General features: G+C 70.7%; 15 protein-coding genes and 2 pseudogenes. 16 read left to right on the forward strand and 1 reads right to left on the reverse strand.

Annotated features, from left to right (window positions below; all coding sequences use genetic code 11):
* The first annotated feature begins 5 nt into the window (after positions 1 to 5).
* From OG309_RS36760 to OG309_RS36790, 8 genes and pseudogenes are all read left to right on the forward strand, one after another.
* Complete coding sequence (locus OG309_RS36760; protein ID WP_329427764.1) at positions 6 to 665, forward strand: hypothetical protein; 660 nt, start codon at positions 6 to 8, stop codon at positions 663 to 665.
* A gap of 24 nt (positions 666 to 689) precedes the next feature.
* Positions 690 to 1097: a WXG100 family type VII secretion target gene (locus OG309_RS36765; RefSeq protein WP_329427766.1), complete on the forward strand. Its 408-nt coding sequence runs from the start codon at positions 690 to 692 to the stop codon at positions 1095 to 1097.
* A 22-nt stretch (positions 1098 to 1119) separates the two neighbouring features.
* Positions 1120 to 1422 carry a WXG100 family type VII secretion target gene (locus OG309_RS36770; protein WP_329427768.1) on the forward strand — a complete coding sequence of 101 codons (303 nt, stop codon included), beginning with the start codon at positions 1120 to 1122 and terminating at the stop codon, positions 1420 to 1422.
* 1 nt (position 1423) lies between these two features.
* Complete coding sequence (locus tag OG309_RS36775; RefSeq protein WP_329427769.1) at positions 1424 to 1756, forward strand: RNase A-like domain-containing protein; 333 nt, start codon at positions 1424 to 1426, stop codon at positions 1754 to 1756.
* Positions 1757 to 1764: 8 nt separating this feature from the next.
* A complete protein-coding gene (locus OG309_RS36780; protein ID WP_329427771.1) occupies positions 1765 to 2427 on the forward strand; it encodes a contact-dependent growth inhibition system immunity protein in 663 nt (220 codons plus the stop codon).
* Between the two features lie 348 nt (positions 2428 to 2775).
* Positions 2776 to 3060 (forward strand): annotated as a pseudogene (locus tag OG309_RS38205) (NAD(P)-binding protein); the annotation flags it as partial.
* A gap of 51 nt (positions 3061 to 3111) precedes the next feature.
* Positions 3112 to 4308: a hypothetical protein gene (locus OG309_RS36785; RefSeq protein WP_329427773.1), complete on the forward strand. Its 1197-nt coding sequence runs from the start codon at positions 3112 to 3114 to the stop codon at positions 4306 to 4308.
* Between the two features lie 14 nt (positions 4309 to 4322).
* Positions 4323 to 4757, forward strand: a complete 435-nt coding sequence (locus tag OG309_RS36790) for an ester cyclase (protein WP_329427775.1) — start codon at positions 4323 to 4325, stop codon at positions 4755 to 4757.
* A gap of 170 nt (positions 4758 to 4927) precedes the next feature.
* Here OG309_RS36790 and OG309_RS36795 read toward each other — a convergent pair.
* Positions 4928 to 5668 (reverse strand): annotated as a pseudogene (locus tag OG309_RS36795) (TIGR03557 family F420-dependent LLM class oxidoreductase); the annotation flags it as partial.
* Positions 5669 to 6195: 527 nt separating this feature from the next.
* On the opposite strand from OG309_RS36795, the gene OG309_RS36800 reads away from it, so the two are divergent.
* The 8 genes from OG309_RS36800 (at position 6196) to OG309_RS36835 (ending at position 14668) form a co-directional block, all read left to right on the forward strand.
* Positions 6196 to 7893, forward strand: coding sequence for a hydrogenase maturation protein (locus OG309_RS36800; protein WP_329427776.1), 1698 nt, complete (start codon positions 6196 to 6198; stop codon positions 7891 to 7893).
* A 57-nt stretch (positions 7894 to 7950) separates the two neighbouring features.
* Complete coding sequence (locus OG309_RS36805) at positions 7951 to 9033, forward strand: hydrogenase expression protein HypE (RefSeq protein WP_329427778.1); 1083 nt, start codon at positions 7951 to 7953, stop codon at positions 9031 to 9033.
* Between the two features lie 90 nt (positions 9034 to 9123).
* Positions 9124 to 10908, forward strand: a complete 1785-nt coding sequence (locus OG309_RS36810; protein ID WP_329427779.1) for a nickel-dependent hydrogenase large subunit — start codon at positions 9124 to 9126, stop codon at positions 10906 to 10908.
* Positions 10905 to 11462, forward strand: coding sequence for a hypothetical protein (locus OG309_RS36815; RefSeq protein WP_329427781.1), 558 nt, complete (start codon positions 10905 to 10907; stop codon positions 11460 to 11462). Before OG309_RS36810 ends, OG309_RS36815 begins: the two co-directional genes overlap by 4 nt.
* Entirely contained in the window at positions 11459 to 12118 is a 660-nt protein-coding gene (locus OG309_RS36820; RefSeq protein WP_329427783.1) for a DUF5947 family protein, read from the forward strand. The genes OG309_RS36815 and OG309_RS36820 overlap by 4 nt, the downstream gene beginning before the upstream one ends.
* A complete protein-coding gene (locus tag OG309_RS36825; protein WP_329427785.1) occupies positions 12115 to 12753 on the forward strand; it encodes a DUF6084 family protein in 639 nt (212 codons plus the stop codon). Before OG309_RS36820 ends, OG309_RS36825 begins: the two co-directional genes overlap by 4 nt.
* Positions 12750 to 14147, forward strand: a complete 1398-nt coding sequence (locus OG309_RS36830) for a hypothetical protein (protein ID WP_329427787.1) — start codon at positions 12750 to 12752, stop codon at positions 14145 to 14147. The genes OG309_RS36825 and OG309_RS36830 overlap by 4 nt, the downstream gene beginning before the upstream one ends.
* The gene (locus tag OG309_RS36835) at positions 14144 to 14668 is read left to right on the forward strand and encodes a hydrogenase maturation protease (RefSeq protein ID WP_329427788.1); all 525 of its coding nucleotides are present in this window, start codon (positions 14144 to 14146) and stop codon (positions 14666 to 14668) included. Before OG309_RS36830 ends, OG309_RS36835 begins: the two co-directional genes overlap by 4 nt.
* Positions 14669 to 14672 lie beyond the last annotated feature (4 nt).

Below are 14672 nucleotides of genomic sequence, written 5' to 3' on the forward strand. Positions count from 1 at the left end.
CTCAGGTGACCGAACCCACCAACGCCCTGTTCACCGGCGGTGTCCTCGCCCGTGTCGTCGATCTCGCCGCGTCCTCGCGGAATCCCGGAGGCGACCCGCTGGAAGACGAACTGCAGCGCTTCGCCCGGGTCCTGCAGGACTCGCACGCGATCGCCTGGGTCATGCCGCTCGACGCGGTGGCGGCGCTGCTCGACGGCCTCGCGGAGGAATACGGCACGGAGCAGTACGCCGGCCGGCCCGCAGGCTTCCGCGCCCGGCTCGACCGGGCCGCCGGAGACGAGCCCGTGGCCGGATTCCTGCAGTCTCTGGCCTCGCTCTTCCGCGCACCCTGGTTCGCCGCCTGCCCCGGCCTGGACGAACTGCCGCTCTCGCAGTGGGAGGCGCTGGCCCGGTTCGACCTCGTGAACGGCTTCGCGTCACAGCTCCCCACGGGGGAGTACGACCGTGATCCTCGGGCGGAGGCGCGCAGGCTTGTGCGCATGGACCACCCCGACTGCCACGAGCGGATCGCCGCCCTCGCCGGGGAACTCCAGCGCGTCCTCTACATGTTCCACACCCCGGAGGCACTGGACGCCGCATTCGCGCCCGTGATGCCGTCCGTGACGCACGAGCGGCTGAGCCTCCTGCTCGACGCCGTGCACACCCACTTCGCCCAAGAGCATTGACCCGAGACGCAAGGAGCGATCACCGTGCCCATCGATCCCGACCTCGACGTGTCGGAGGAGGACCTCACCCGTCTCGCGGACGACCTGGACGCGATGCAGGAGCACCTCGACGGGCAGGTGCGCCGCATGGACGCCATCGTCGACCGGGCCGAGGCCCGCTGGCGCAGCCCGGCGGCGACGGCGTACCGGAAGCTGCACCGGGAGGCCGGCGCGGACGCGGTACGGATCAGGGAGATCCTCGGGGTCCTGGAACAGGCGGTCCGGATGAGCCGGGACGGGTTCACCCGCCAGGAGCTGGACACTCTGCGGCGGCTGCGCGCGGAGAGCGACTCGGTCGACGCGGCGGCGGAGGTGCGCGCCCTCTCCGGCGAGGGCCCCGCCGCCGGACAGGGCGGGCCGGAGGCTCCGCGCAGCAGGATCAGCGACATCTAGGAAGGGCGAGGGGGGACGACGTATGAGCGACGACGGCTCGATCTCCGTCGACATCGGCGCGCTGCGCGAGATCGCGGGAGACCTGGAGGACATCCTGCGCAAGCTGGACGAGCGTCTGAGCGCGCTGTACGACCGTACGGTTCCGGTCGTCCTCGCGTGGAAGGGCGAGGCGCGGGAGGCGTTCGTGGACGAACTCGACCGCTGGGACCGCCAGATGACGGACCTGCGCGCGGCGCAGGCGTGGCTGCACGCCATCGCGGCCACGGGGCACGCCAACTACTCCGCCGCACAGCGGGCCACGCTCCGCGGATGGGGTGGAGCCTGAGATGACCCTGCCCTCCGTCCGTGCCCGGTCCGACCGGGCCGCGACCTATCCGGACCTTGAGACCGCCCAGTGGGCGACCCAGCAGGCCATCACCCTCAACGAGCAGGTCATCCACCGCTGGCTGGCCCAGTCGGCCCGGCGGCGGCTGGTCGTCGAGGCGGCCTGGCCCACGCGCCCCGAGCCGGTGGGCTCGGTCCTGACCGTCGGCATGATGCTCGCCGGCCAGCAGCCCCTCCCTGTGCGGGCGGCCCGGGTGGTGCTGCTCAGGGCCGCCCCCGGCGACGCCGCGCCGCAAGGCTTCACCGTCCACACGAGTTTTCCCGTCGACCTGTAGAGGCCCCCGTGTCCCTGAACCCCGCCGAGCACGACCGGAAGTACGGCGAGCTCGACCAGGTCGTCCGCGCCCACCTGGGGCTCGGGCCTCACGCGCCCGAGGCCCTGACCGGTTACCTGCGCCAGGCCTGGCGCACCCGGCCCTGGGCCGTCGCCGTAGCCGCCGCCCAGCTCCGGGCCTACGCGGACAATCCACCCGGGCGGCTGCGCCTGCGGCTCGGCGAGTACTACCGGCTGCCCGACGTGGGGCTGCCCCCCGAGGAGATCCGCGACTGGCTGATCGCCTTGGCGGACCGGCTCGACGCTTCCCTGGCGAGCGGTGAGGCACCGCCGCCCGGTACGCCCGGTACTCCCTGGGAGTGGAGGGCGCGCTTTCCGGAGCTGGCGCAGCTGCTCGGCGGCTGGTTCTCTCAGGACATGCCGGACGAGTTCGGCGATCATGAGAGCGCGCTCGCCGACTACCTGGCAGGCACGGACCCGGGTCTCGCGGCCCAGCTGACGGGCGAGCTGCATGACCTGCTCGCGTTGCCGCTCGACGAGGACGACCTCGCCCTGGCCCTGACCGCCCTCGGCGGGGAGGTCGAGCCACCCGCGCCGTACGGCCCGGGCGCCTGGCTCGCCGCGCTGGCCATGCGGCTGCGCGACCGCAGCGGGGGGCCGTCGGCCGGATGAGTCCGGGGCCACCGGGAGGCGCTGAGGAGCGCGAGCTCTCCCGCGGAGTCCAGCAGCCGTTCCGCTCTTCACCGTCGACGCCACCCGGACCCAGGTCGCCGTCCACCGCATCGGCGTCCACACCACCCTCGGCACTCATGACGAAGGCGTGCAGATCGCGCAGGACCTGAACGTCAGCCTTATGCCGACCGGCGACCGCCACCGCCGACCGCCGACCGCCGAACGGCGCGCTCGCGCCTGGACCGACACGGCCCGTATGTGGCACGCGCTCGGCAACGGCGACCAGGCGTTCGCCGCGGCTCACAGGGGTCTTCGGCTGTCGGCATGCCGGCATGCCGGCATGTCGGCATGTCGGCATGCCGGCGTGACCACGGTGCCTCTGTGCCGTTAGGCCCGACGGATTGCGGTTTCGACGTGTGGTCCGTGCGGCAAAGCCCACGAGAGGCCCCCGTGTCTGCGGTGCCGGCCCTCGGCCCGGTCTCTAGGGGAGTGGAGTCACAGGTGAAGCCAGTTCGAAGCAGCAGGGGGGCGGGAGCGGGACACGCCGTGGTCGTCGGCTCGGGCATCAGCGGGCTGTGTGCGGCCCGCGCGCTCAGCGAGTCGTTCGAGCGGGTCACTCTCGTGGAACGGGACACGGTGACGGGGGACGGAACCCCCAGGCGCGGGGTGCCGCAGGGAGCGCACGTGCATTCCCTGACGTCGCGTGGTGTCAGGGTCCTGGAGGATTTCTTCCCCGGTTTCGTCGAGGAGTTGTCCGCGGAGGGGGCCTCCGTGGTGGAGGCCCTGAGCGAACTCGACATCGTGTTCTTCGGCTCCCGGTTGCGACGGGTGCCTCTGGACAGCGTCCTCCAGGTGAGCCGGCCGTTCCTGGAGGACCGGCTGCGCAGCAAGGTCTGCGCCCTTGCCAACGTCACCTTCAGGAAGGGGTTGGAGGCTGCCGAGCCGGTCGCCGGGGAAGGCGCCCGGGTCACGGGCGTGCGGCTGTCCCGCCCGGGCGTGCCGGAGTCCGGTGAGGTCCTCGACGCGGACCTCGTCGTGGATGCCATGGGCCGGGCCGGACGCGGTGCGACCTGGCTCACGTCCCTCGGGTACGACAAGCCCCGCGAAAGGCGCCTCGGTGTCGATGTCGCCTACGCCAGCCGCCGCTTCCGCATCGCTGCGGACGCGGTCCGCACGGACAAGGGTGTGCTGATCGGCGCGACGCCCGCCCGTCCTCGGGGCCTGGTCCTCACCCGCCAGGAGAACGACCTGTGGGTGCTGTCCCAGTACGGGTTCGGCAAGCACAACCACCCGCCGACCGCCCCTGAGGAGTTCCTCCTCTTCGCCAAGGAGCTGCTCCCGGGCGGCGCCTGGGAGACCCTCCAGAGAGCCGAGCCGGTCACGGACGTCACCGCGTTCAAGTACCCGGCGTCCGTACGGCGGGACTTCCACCGGCTCCGCAGCCTTCCTGACGGGCTCCTGTCCATCGGTGACGCGCTGTGCAGTCTCAACCCGATCTACGGGGCGGGCATGACGGTCGCCGCCCTGGAGGCCGCCGCGCTGCGCGTCTGCCTGGCCGAGGGCGCGCGGGACCTTCCGCGGCGCTTCTACAAGGCAGCCGCCCGGACCTCGTATCTGCCCTGGCTGTTCTCCACCCTCGCCGACAGATCGCTGCCCTTCGTGCCGGGCACCCATCCGGTCGTCGCCCGCACCCTGGCCGGCTCGTTCCAGGCCACCATGCGAGCCGCCTCTGCCGATGCCCACGTCGCCGCCGCCGTATGGAACGCCGTCAGTCTGACCGGCTCCCCGGCCGCTCTGGCCCGGCCGCGTGTCGTGGCCTCCGTGCTGCGGCAGTGGTCACCCCGCGCCGACAGCAGGCGGCCTGTCCGGACGCCGAACTGAAAGGAACGACTGCCATGCAATTCGATGAGAACGAGCGCAGGGACTTCGTGGATCGCTGGGTGGCGGTGTGGAACACGCCCACGGGCAGTAGGGACGCCCTGCAGTTCTACACGGAAGACGGCGAGATCGTGGACAAGGCGATCGACCACACCTACCGCGGTCACGAAGAGCTCTACGAGTACTTCAGCTACGCCGACCAGATCCTCTGCGACTTCGACGTGTCCAGTGAGCAGGTACTGATCGGCCCCTCACACGCGGTGGCCCATCTGCGCTTCGAGACGACCATCAAGGAGCCCTTCCTGTGCCTCCCAGAGTCAAGCCGGGGCAAGAGGATCTCGCTGTACATGATGAGCCTGCTCGAATTCGCGGACGACGGCCGGATCGTGCGCGGCACCGACGTCTACGACCGCGTGCCCGTACTCCAGCAGCTCGGCGTACTGCCCGCCTGACCCTCACCCGGGGGCCGGCCGCTGTGGACCATCGGCACCTCGTCGCGGACGTGGCCGGGTACTGCACGCTGAGCACCGCGGGCGACCGCTTCCTGCCGGTGGAGCCGGCCGCGGATCCTCGACACACGTCTATGGTTCGCGCCTGCTCACAGTTCCCGTAGGGCGGGCAGTAGTTCGTCGTTCACCGGCCACCCGGCGAGGGACCAGCGGAACTGGTCGTGTGCCCGAGCGATCGCCGCGTCGCGGTCGGTGTCGTAGCAGACGGGCAGCTGACCTATGCGTGGCTTGCCCGCCCCGCCGTGCGCGTCGAACGCCTCCAGCAGCTCCCGACGGGGTTCCGTGGCGATCACCAGGTCCCCGTACTGGCCGGCGATGGTGCAGGAGCGTTCGCCGGATACCGCGATGCCGATCGGAGGGGGCTCGTCGGCGAGGTCCCAGAGGCGGGCGTTCTCGACGTCGAAGTGAGGACCGTGGTGGCTGACGGTCTCTCCGGCCAGCAGGAGGCGGATGATCTGGGCAGCTTCTTCGAGCATGTCCAGCCGGATGGGGGCAGCTGGCCAGCCGGCGCCGACGATGTGTTCGTTGAGGTTCTCGCCCGAGCCGAGGCCGAGCCGGAAGCGCCCTTGGGAGAGGAGTTGCATGGTCGCGGCTTTCTGGGCGACCACGGCCGGGTGGTACCGGAAGGTCGGGCAGGTCACGAAGGTCATCAACGGGAGCGTGGACGTGGCCTGCGCGGCGGCGCCCAGGACGCTCCACGCGTACGGCGCGTGTCCTTGTGATTCCAGCCGGGGAAAGGAGTGGTCAGAGATCACGGAGAAGTCGAAGCCGGCTCTCTCCGCACCCACTGCGTGGGCGATCAGTTCACGGGGCCCGCTCTGCTCGGTCATCATCGTGTAGCCGAAGAGCACCATAGACACCAGAGTGAGGCCACTCACCTGTGTGCACGAGCCGGTGCGACAGACAGCCGGTGATCCCTCCCGCCTAGGCCGCCGGCAGGCCCGGCGTGTACCGCCCCGCAGGCCGATACACGACTCCTCGCTCATGCCCTCTCCCAGGAGGGCATGAGCGCTGCCACCGACGTGCCGGACATCGGCACCGGAACGGGGCTCTGGTCAACGGCGACCAGGCGTTCGCCGCACTGCGCCGTGTCTGGCCGGTGGTGGGCGCTGGGCGGCGGGCGCATTTGCCGAGGAGCCGCGACGGGCATTGCGGGCCCGGAAGGCTGCATCGGTCGAGTGACGACGGGCCAGGTTGCGCACCGGCCGACGCGAGGCAAGCGGTTGTAACGGTGTCCCAAATTGTTAACGGTGTCCCAAATGGGTGAGGTAGGGGTGCGTCGCCGCCGGTCCGACGTTCCCCGTGCCGGAAGATTGCCAAGGCTGCGGGTCACCCGGCGGCCTGAGGGCGACGGCTTCCACGGCACCTGGGAAGGGCTGTCATGCGCGTTTTGCTCATCGCCAGCAGTTACAACAGCCTCACGCAGCGCGTCGAGGTCGAGTTGAGGGATCGCGGCCACTGCGTCGCGGTAGAGATCACGCCCGACGGAGCGGCCGTGCGGGAAGCCGTCGTGCGGCACGCACCCGAGCTGGTTGTCGCCCCGCTGCTCAAGACGGTCGTGCCCCGGGACGTGTGGTCACGTCACCTCTGCCTGATCGTGCACCCGGGGCCGATGGGTGATCGGGGGCCGTCCTCACTGGACTGGGCGATTCACGAGGGGGTCACCGCGTGGGGAGTCACCGTCCTTCAGGCCGATGAGGAGATGGACGCGGGCGACGTCTGGGCGACCGCCGACTTCCCCGTGCCCGAGGTCGGCAAGAGCGACCTGTACCGAAACGAGCTTTCCGATGCAGCCATGGCCGCCGTGCACCGCGCGGTCGAGCGGGTGGCCGCCGGGGCCGCACCACGCCCACAGACGGGCCCGGTCCGCGTCCGGCCCCCTTTCCGGCAGGAGCAGCGCAGGATCGTCTGGGACGTGGACGACACCGAGACAGTCCTGCGATCCCTGAGAGCCGCCGATTCCCAGCCCGGAGTCCGGGACGAGCTGCTCGGAGCCGAATGGTTCCTGCACGGCGGCCACCCGGAGGAGAGCCTGCGCGGGCGGCCGGGCGACCTACTGGCCACCCGGTCGGGCGCGGTATGCCGTGCCACCGTGGACGGCGCGGTGTGGATCCCCGAGCTCCGCGCCCGCACCGGCCGTGGCATGCCACGTGCCTGCAAGCTCCCGGCGACCCTGGCCCTCGCCGACCGGCTGCCCAAGCTCCCCGAACTACCGGCACCCGCCGACCCGGCGCCGGGCTACCGGACCTGGTCCGACATCCGGTACCGCGAGCAGGGACCGGTCGGTGTGCTGTCCTTCGAGTTTCCCGGTGGGGCGATGAGCACGGACCAGTGCCGCCGCCTCCTCGCCGCGTATGAGACAGCCCGCGGGCGCCCCACGTCCGTCCTGGTGCTCGGCGGGCAGCGCGACTTCTTCTCCAACGGCATCCATCTGAACGTCATCGATGCCTCCGCCGACCCTGCCGCGGAGTCCTGGGCCAACATCAACGCCATGAACGACCTGGTCGAGGCGGTTCTCACCACGACCGACCGGCTTGTCGTGAGCGCGATCGGCGGCAACGCCGCGGCCGGCGGGGTGATGCTCGCCCTGGCTGCCGACGAGGTCTGGTGCCGTTCGGGGTCGGTGCTCAATCCGCACTACCGGCGCATGGGTCTGTACGGATCCGAGTACTGGACCCGCACCGTGCCTGGAAGGGTGGGCGAGGCCTTGGCCGTGCGCCTCATGGAGGAGGCCCGGCCGGTGTCCGCTGCGGCAGCCCTGGAGATGGGGCTGGTCGACCGGGTCGTGGACTGCGGACCCGAGGGCTTCGCTGGCGAAATCACCCGATCGGCCCTTCGTATGGCATCGCGTGACGGTCTCCAACCGCGGATCGCGGCGAAGAAGGCGGAACACGAGCGGCGACAGTCCGTCGCTCCCCTCGCGGCTCACCGTGAACAGGAGCTCTCCCGGATGCGGGCGATCTTCGACGATCCCGCAGCGAGCTACCACGCGCTGCGCCGGGCCTTCGTACGGAAGGAGTCGCCCGAGCCGCTCTCGGCTTCGTCCGGGTGCGAGGGCGGGTGGATCGACCGACCGTAGAACGAGACCCGGGCCCGAGACGAGGCCTTCCTCCCACCCCTCCGCAGGAGGCGACCCATGAGCGCAGCAAGGCCGGCACCGGTCGAGGACCAGAGCGCCGCACCCGGCAGTGAAGAGAAGCCGATCCACATTCTCTGGATCAACGCGGGTCTGAGCTGCGACGGCGACTCGGTGGCACTGACCGCCGCCATGCAGCCCAGCATCGAGGAGATTGCGCTCGCGGGGCTGCCGGGGCTGCCCAGGATCGCTGTCCACTGGCCGCTGATCGACTTCGAGTGTGGTCCGGTGGGTGGCGCCGACACGTTCATCGAGTGGTTCTTCAAGGGGGAGAGGGGCGAGATCGACCCGTTCGTGCTGGTCGTCGAAGGATCGATCCCGAACGAGGCCATCAAGCAGGAGGGCTACTGGAGCGGCTTCGGTGACGACCCTGAGACCGGGCAGCCCATCACCACCAGTGAGTGGATCGACCGGCTGGCGCCCAAGGCCCTCGCGGTGGTCGCGATCGGCACCTGTGCCACGTATGGCGGCATCCACGCCATGGCGGGGAACCCGACCGGCGCGATGGGCCTCCCGGACTACCTCGGCTGGGACTGGAAGTCGCACGCCGGCATCCCCATCGTGTGCGTGCCCGGCTGTCCGATCCAGCCGGACAACTTCGCGGAGACGCTGACCTACCTGCTCTATCAGGCGGTCGGCTCCGCGCCCATGATCCCGCTCGACGACAAGCTGCGGCCCACCTGGCTGTTCGGGGCGACCGTGCACGAGGGCTGCGACCGGGCCGGCTACTACGAGCAGGGCCAGTTCGCCTCGACGTACGACTCGCCCAAGTGCCTGGTGAAGCTCGGCTGCTGGGGCCCGGTCGTCAAGTGCAACGTCCCCAAGCGCGGCTGGATCAACGGCGTCGGCGGCTGTCCGAACGTCGGCGGCATCTGCATCGCGTGCACCATGCCCGGATTCCCGGACAAGTTCATGCCGTTCATGGACGAACCTCCCGGCGGCAAGGTCTCCAGCACCGCCAGCGGCGTGTACGGCTCCGTCATCCGCCGTCTGCGGACGATCACGGCCAAGACGGTGGACAAGGAGCCGAAGTGGCGGCACACCGGCGAACGGATCACCACCGGCTACCGACCGCCCTGGTGACCGCGACGCCCGCAGATCCTTCCAGCAGCAACCCCCATCCATCCCACTGTTCGCGAAGTCGAAGAGTTCACGAAGGGCATCACGGCGACCATGGCATCTCCCCCTAAGACGACGGGTGACGGCTCCGGACTGGTGGAGATGGCGTGGGACCCCATCACCCGGATCGTGGGCAGCCTCGGCATCCACACGAAGATCGATTTCAAGCAGAAGCGCGTCGCGGAGTGCTACAGCACGTCCTCCGTCTTCCGCGGCTACAGCGTCTTCATGCGGGGCAAGGACCCCCGCGACGCGCACTTCATCACCAGCCGTATCTGCGGCATCTGCGGCGACAACCACGCCACCTGCTCCGTGTACGCGCAGAACATGGCGTACGGCGTGAAGCCGCCGCACCTCGGTGAGTGGATCATCAATCTCGGCGAGTCCGCGGAGTACATGTTCGACCACAACATCTTCCAGGAGAACCTGGTCGGGGTCGACTACTGCGAGAAGATGGTCCGCGAGACCAACCCCGGCGTCCTGGAACTGGCCGAGCGCACCGAGGCGCCGCACGCCGCCGAGCACGGCTATCGGACGATCGCGGACATCATGCGCTCCCTCAACCCTCTTGAAGGGGAGTTCTACCGCGAGGCGCTCCAGGTCAGCCGCTACACCCGGGAGATGTTCTGCCTCATGGAGGGGCGGCACGTCCACCCCTCCACCTTGTACCCCGGTGGTGTCGGCACGGTCGCGTCCGTGCAGCTGTTCACCGACTACATGAGCCGACTGATGCGGTACGTGGAGTTCATGAAGCGGGTCGTCCCGCTCCACGACGACCTCTTCGACTTCTTCTACGAGGCGCTGCCCGGCTACGAGGAGGTCGGCCGCCGCCGTGTGCTGCTCGGCTGCTGGGGCGCGCTCAACGACCCCGAGTACTGCGACTTCACCTACGCCAACATGAGCGACTGGGGCCGGCGGATGTTCGTCACCCCCGGTGTCGTCGTCGACGGCAAGCTGGTGACCAACGACCTCACCGAGATCAACCTCGGCCTGCGGATCCTGCTCGGCAGCTCGTACTACGAGGACTGGCAGGGCCAGGAGCAGTTCGTCACCCGCGATCCGCTGGGCAACCCGGTCGACCCGCGCCACCCGTGGAACCAGCACACGATCCCGGCCCCGCAGAAGCGGAACTTCGACGACAAGTACAGCTGGGTCATGTCCCCGCGTTGGTTCGACGGCAAGGACCACCTGGCCCTGGACACCGGCGGCGGCCCCCTCGCCCGCCTGTGGTCCACCGCGCTCTCCGGCCTCGTCGACATCGGCTACATCAAGGCCACCGGGCACAGCGTCGTCATCAACCTCCCCCGGACGATGACCAAGCCGGAGACCACCTTCGAGTGGAAGATCCCGAAGTGGAGCAACGCCCTGGAGCGCAACCGCGCGCGGACCTACTTCCAGGCGTACGCGGCCGCAGTCGCCCTGCACTGCGCCGAGAAGGGCCTGGAGGAGGTCCGCGCCGGACGCACGCAGACCTGGGAGAAGTTCGAGGTGCCGGACGAGGCCATCGGCGTCGGCTTCACCGAGGCCGTACGCGGTGTCCTCTCGCACCACATGGTCATCAGGGACGGCAAGATCGCCAACTACCACCCCTACCCGCCGACGCCGTGGAACGCCTCCACGCGGGATACGTTCGGGACCCCCGGACCGTACGAGGACGCGGTGCAGAACACGCCGATCTTCGAGGAGAACACGCCCGAGAACTTCAAGGGCATCGACATCATGCGCGCCGTGCGCAGCTTCGACCCCTGTCTGCCGTGCGGCGTCCACATGTACACGGGCAGCGGCAGGACCGTGAAGCAGATGCACGTGCCCACCGGCCTGAGCGGTCTGGCCGGATGAGCACGACGACCGCCGAACAGGCGGGCCGACGGGTCGAGGAGGTCCTGGACCGGCTGGCCGAGAGAGGCGACGCCCAGGCCTCCGCGGCCGCGGAGGAAGTCGTACGCGTCCTCATGGAGTTCTACGGCAGCGGCATCGCCCGTGTGGTCGAGCTGCTCGGGCGTCCCGCCGTCCCTCCGCCCGCCGACCCGCTGGGCCCGCTGCTCGCGGACGACCTCGTCGCGAGCCTGCTCAACCTGCACGGACTGCACCCGGAAGACGCGCCGACCCGCATCGAACGCGCACTGTCCGCGCTACCGCAGCCCGTGGAGAACGCCGGTTTCGATCCGGCGACGGGTGTGCTGCGGCTGCGGGTCACCGCCTCGGCCGGCTGCGGCTGCTCCGGCACCCGGGACTCCGTCCGGCAGGCTGCCGTGGACGCCCTCGCCTGCTTCGCCCCCGAGGTGACCGGCGTCGAGCTGGAGAGCGGCGCCCAGCGGGGACCGGAGCTGCTCCAGATCGGCACCCGTCCGACGCTCGCGGGCGCGGACGGCCGATCGTCGGCCGCCCGGTGAACGGGCTGCCGAGCAGCGCCGTGCGGCCTCATGGGGCTACCGGGCTGCGCCGGTTCACCACCCCCCGCCCGCCCCGTGAGGAGCGCTGCGAACTGTGCGGCGTCCCGCTGGCAGCCGAGGAGCGCCACCCGCACCTCGTCGACACCGACAAACGGGCCCTGGTCTGTTCCTGCGGCCCGTGCGCGCAGCTCATGGACCGCTCGGCCGCCTCCCCGGGACGGTTCCGGGCGGTCCCGGGCCGCTTCCTGAGCGACCCGGGCCACCGGATCGACGACCGGACCTGGGAGTCGCTGCGGATCCCCGTCTCGGTCGCGTTCGTGTTCCACAACTCCGCCCTCGACCTGCCGGTGGCGCTCTACCCGAGCCCCGCCGGCGCCACGGAGAGCGAACCGGGCCAAGAGGCCTGGCGGTCCGTCCTCGAGGCCACCCGGCTCGCCTCCCTCCTCGAACCCGACGTCGAAGCACTGCTGCTGCGCCGTCACGAGGGCCGCACCGAGTGCTTCCTCGTGCCGGTCGATCTCTGCTACGAACTGGTGGGCCGCATGAGACTGCACTGGCAGGGCTTCGACGGAGGCGCGGAGGCACGGGCGGAACTCGACGGCCTCTTCGCGCACGTCCGCAGCCTCGCCCGCGAACCGCGGGGGAGCCGGCCGTGACCGAGTTCTCCTTCGCCTGCACCGGAGTCCGCGCCGACGCCTACGCGGCCGGCCCCACGCTCGTGTTCCGGCTGCGGATCACCGCCACCGGCGGCACCCGGGTCCACGCCATGGCCCTGCGTTGCCAGATCCGCGTCGAACCGGCCCGGCGCGGCTACGACGACCAAGAGGCCGCCGCCCTGGGCGACCTCTTCGGCGAACGCTCCCGGTGGGGAAGCACCCTCAACCCGGTCCAGTTCGCTCATGCCTCCGTCATGGTGCCCGGCTTCACCGACGAGATCGAGACCGACCTCGTCGTGCCCTGCACGTACGACACCGACATCGCCGCGTCCCGCTACCTCCGGGCGCTCACTGACGGCGACGTCCCGCTGCTCCTGCTCTTCTCCGGCACCGCGTTCACCGGCGCCGGCGGCTTCCACGTCGAGCCCGTGCCCTGGGACAAGGAGGTCTCCCACCGCATGCCCGTGAAGGTCTGGCACGAGATGATCGACCAGCACTTCCCCGGCTGCGGATGGATCAGGCTCCCCGGCGACGCGATGGACGCGCTGCTCGCCTACCGCTCGCGCCGGGCCCTCCCGTCGTGGGAGGCCACCGTCGAGTCCCTGCTCGAAGCGGCGGGGGAGAGGACACGATGACCACGATCGCCTTCACCCCCGCCACCGAGGCGCGGTTCGCCGTCGCCCGGCACGTCGCCGACGCCGTTCTCTTCGAGGGGTACGTGCTCTACCCGTACCGCGCGTCCGCCGCGAAGAACCGGCTCCGCTGGCAGTTCGGGGTCCTCGTGCCGCCGTCCTGGAGCGTCGCCGCCGAGGAGCACGACTTCCAGCTCACCGAGTGCCTCATGGAGCCCAGGACGGGTACCGAACTCGCCGTGGAGGTCCGGTTCCTGCACGCCCAGCGGCGCACCGTCGAGGAACGGCGCAGCGACGGCACCTTCGCGCCGACCGGCGAACTCGCCTTGGACGACCGGGTCCTGGTGCCCTGGGACGAGGGTGTCGAGGAGCGCGTCTCCCTCGTCGTTCCCGTCGCCGACCTACACGGAGACGGCACCGTCCTGCCCTTCACCCGGCCCGCCGCCGAGGAGACGGAGGAGGTCACCGACGCCGACGGCCGCATCCTCGGTCGGCTCGTGCGCCGCCGCGAAGAGATCAGCGGCGTCCTGCGGATCTCGGCGGCCGAACTCGACGGCCCGTACCGCGTCGAGCGGCTCTCGGTCACGGTGGAGAACACCAGCACCTGGACCGCCGGGTGGGACACCGACCGTCACGCGGCCCTGCCGCACTCCCTCGTCGCCACCCACACTTTGCTCCGCCTCGACGGAGGCTCGTTCCTGTCGATGACCGATCCGCCGGAGTGGGCGAAGGGTGCCGTCGCCGCCTGCCGCAACCTGCACACCTGGCCCGTCCTGGCCGGCGAACCCGGCCGCGACGACCTCCTGCTCTCCTCGCCGATCATCCTGGAGGACCACCCGGCGATCGCACCCGAGAGCCCCGGCGCCCTCTACGACGCGACCGAGATCGACGAGATCCTCGCCCTGCGCACGGCGGCCCTCACCGACGAGGAGAAGCGCGAGGCCAGGGGGACCGACGCCCGTGCGGCCGCGGTGATCGAGCTGGCGGACACCATGCCGCCCGAGGTCCTCGAACGGCTGCACGGTGCCGTACGGAGCCTGCGGAGCGTCACCGCAGCGCCGGAGCCGACCGGGAACATCCTCGAACCGGACACACCCTGGTGGGATCCGGGAGGCGACACCGCTGTCGATCCGGGCAACGACCATGTCCTCGTCGACGGCCACGCGGTCCGCGCAGGAAGCAGGGTCGTCCTGCGACCGCGGCTGCGCCGCACGGACGCCCAGGACCTGTTCCTCGACGGGCGCGGCGCGCTGGTCGAGGCCGTCCTGCACGACGTCGACGGCGGCGTCCACATCGCCGTGACCGTGGAGGACGATCCCGGCGCCGACATCCGCCGCGAGCAGGGCCGCTTTCTCTACTTCCGGCCCGACGAGGTCGAAGCCCTGGAGAACGGGTGAACGGCCCCGCGCGCCGACCTCCGGAGCACGGCACGCTCCGCACCCTCGTGGCCGGGGTGGGCAACATCTTCCTCAGCGACGACGGCTTCGGCGTGGAGACCCTGCGACGGCTCAGCCGCGAGGATCTCCCCGCCGGCGTCGAACTGACCGACGTCGGTGTGCGGGGCGTCCACCTCGCGTACGAGCTTCTCGACGGCTGGGACACCCTGGTCCTCGTCGATGTCACGGCCCGCGGCGGTGCACCGGGGACGCTCTACCTCATCGACGCCTCGGCGCCCGGCGACCGCGCTTCGGAGCCCGAGCCGCTCGACGGGCACCGGATGACGCCCGATGCGGTCCTTGCCCTGCTCGACACTCTGTGCGCGGGAACAGGGGCCGCGCCACCACGGCGGATCCTCGTCGTGGGCTGCGAACCGGCCTGCCTGGACGAGGGCATCGGGCTCAGCCCACAGGTCGCATCGGCCGTGCCAGAAGCAGTGCGGATGGTGACCGAACTCGTCCGCCAGCAAGCCGTCGTATGACTAC

Origin of the sequence: Streptomyces sp. NBC_01268 (genome assembly GCF_036240795.1) — a bacterium.
Classification (GTDB): domain Bacteria; phylum Actinomycetota; class Actinomycetes; order Streptomycetales; family Streptomycetaceae; genus Streptomyces.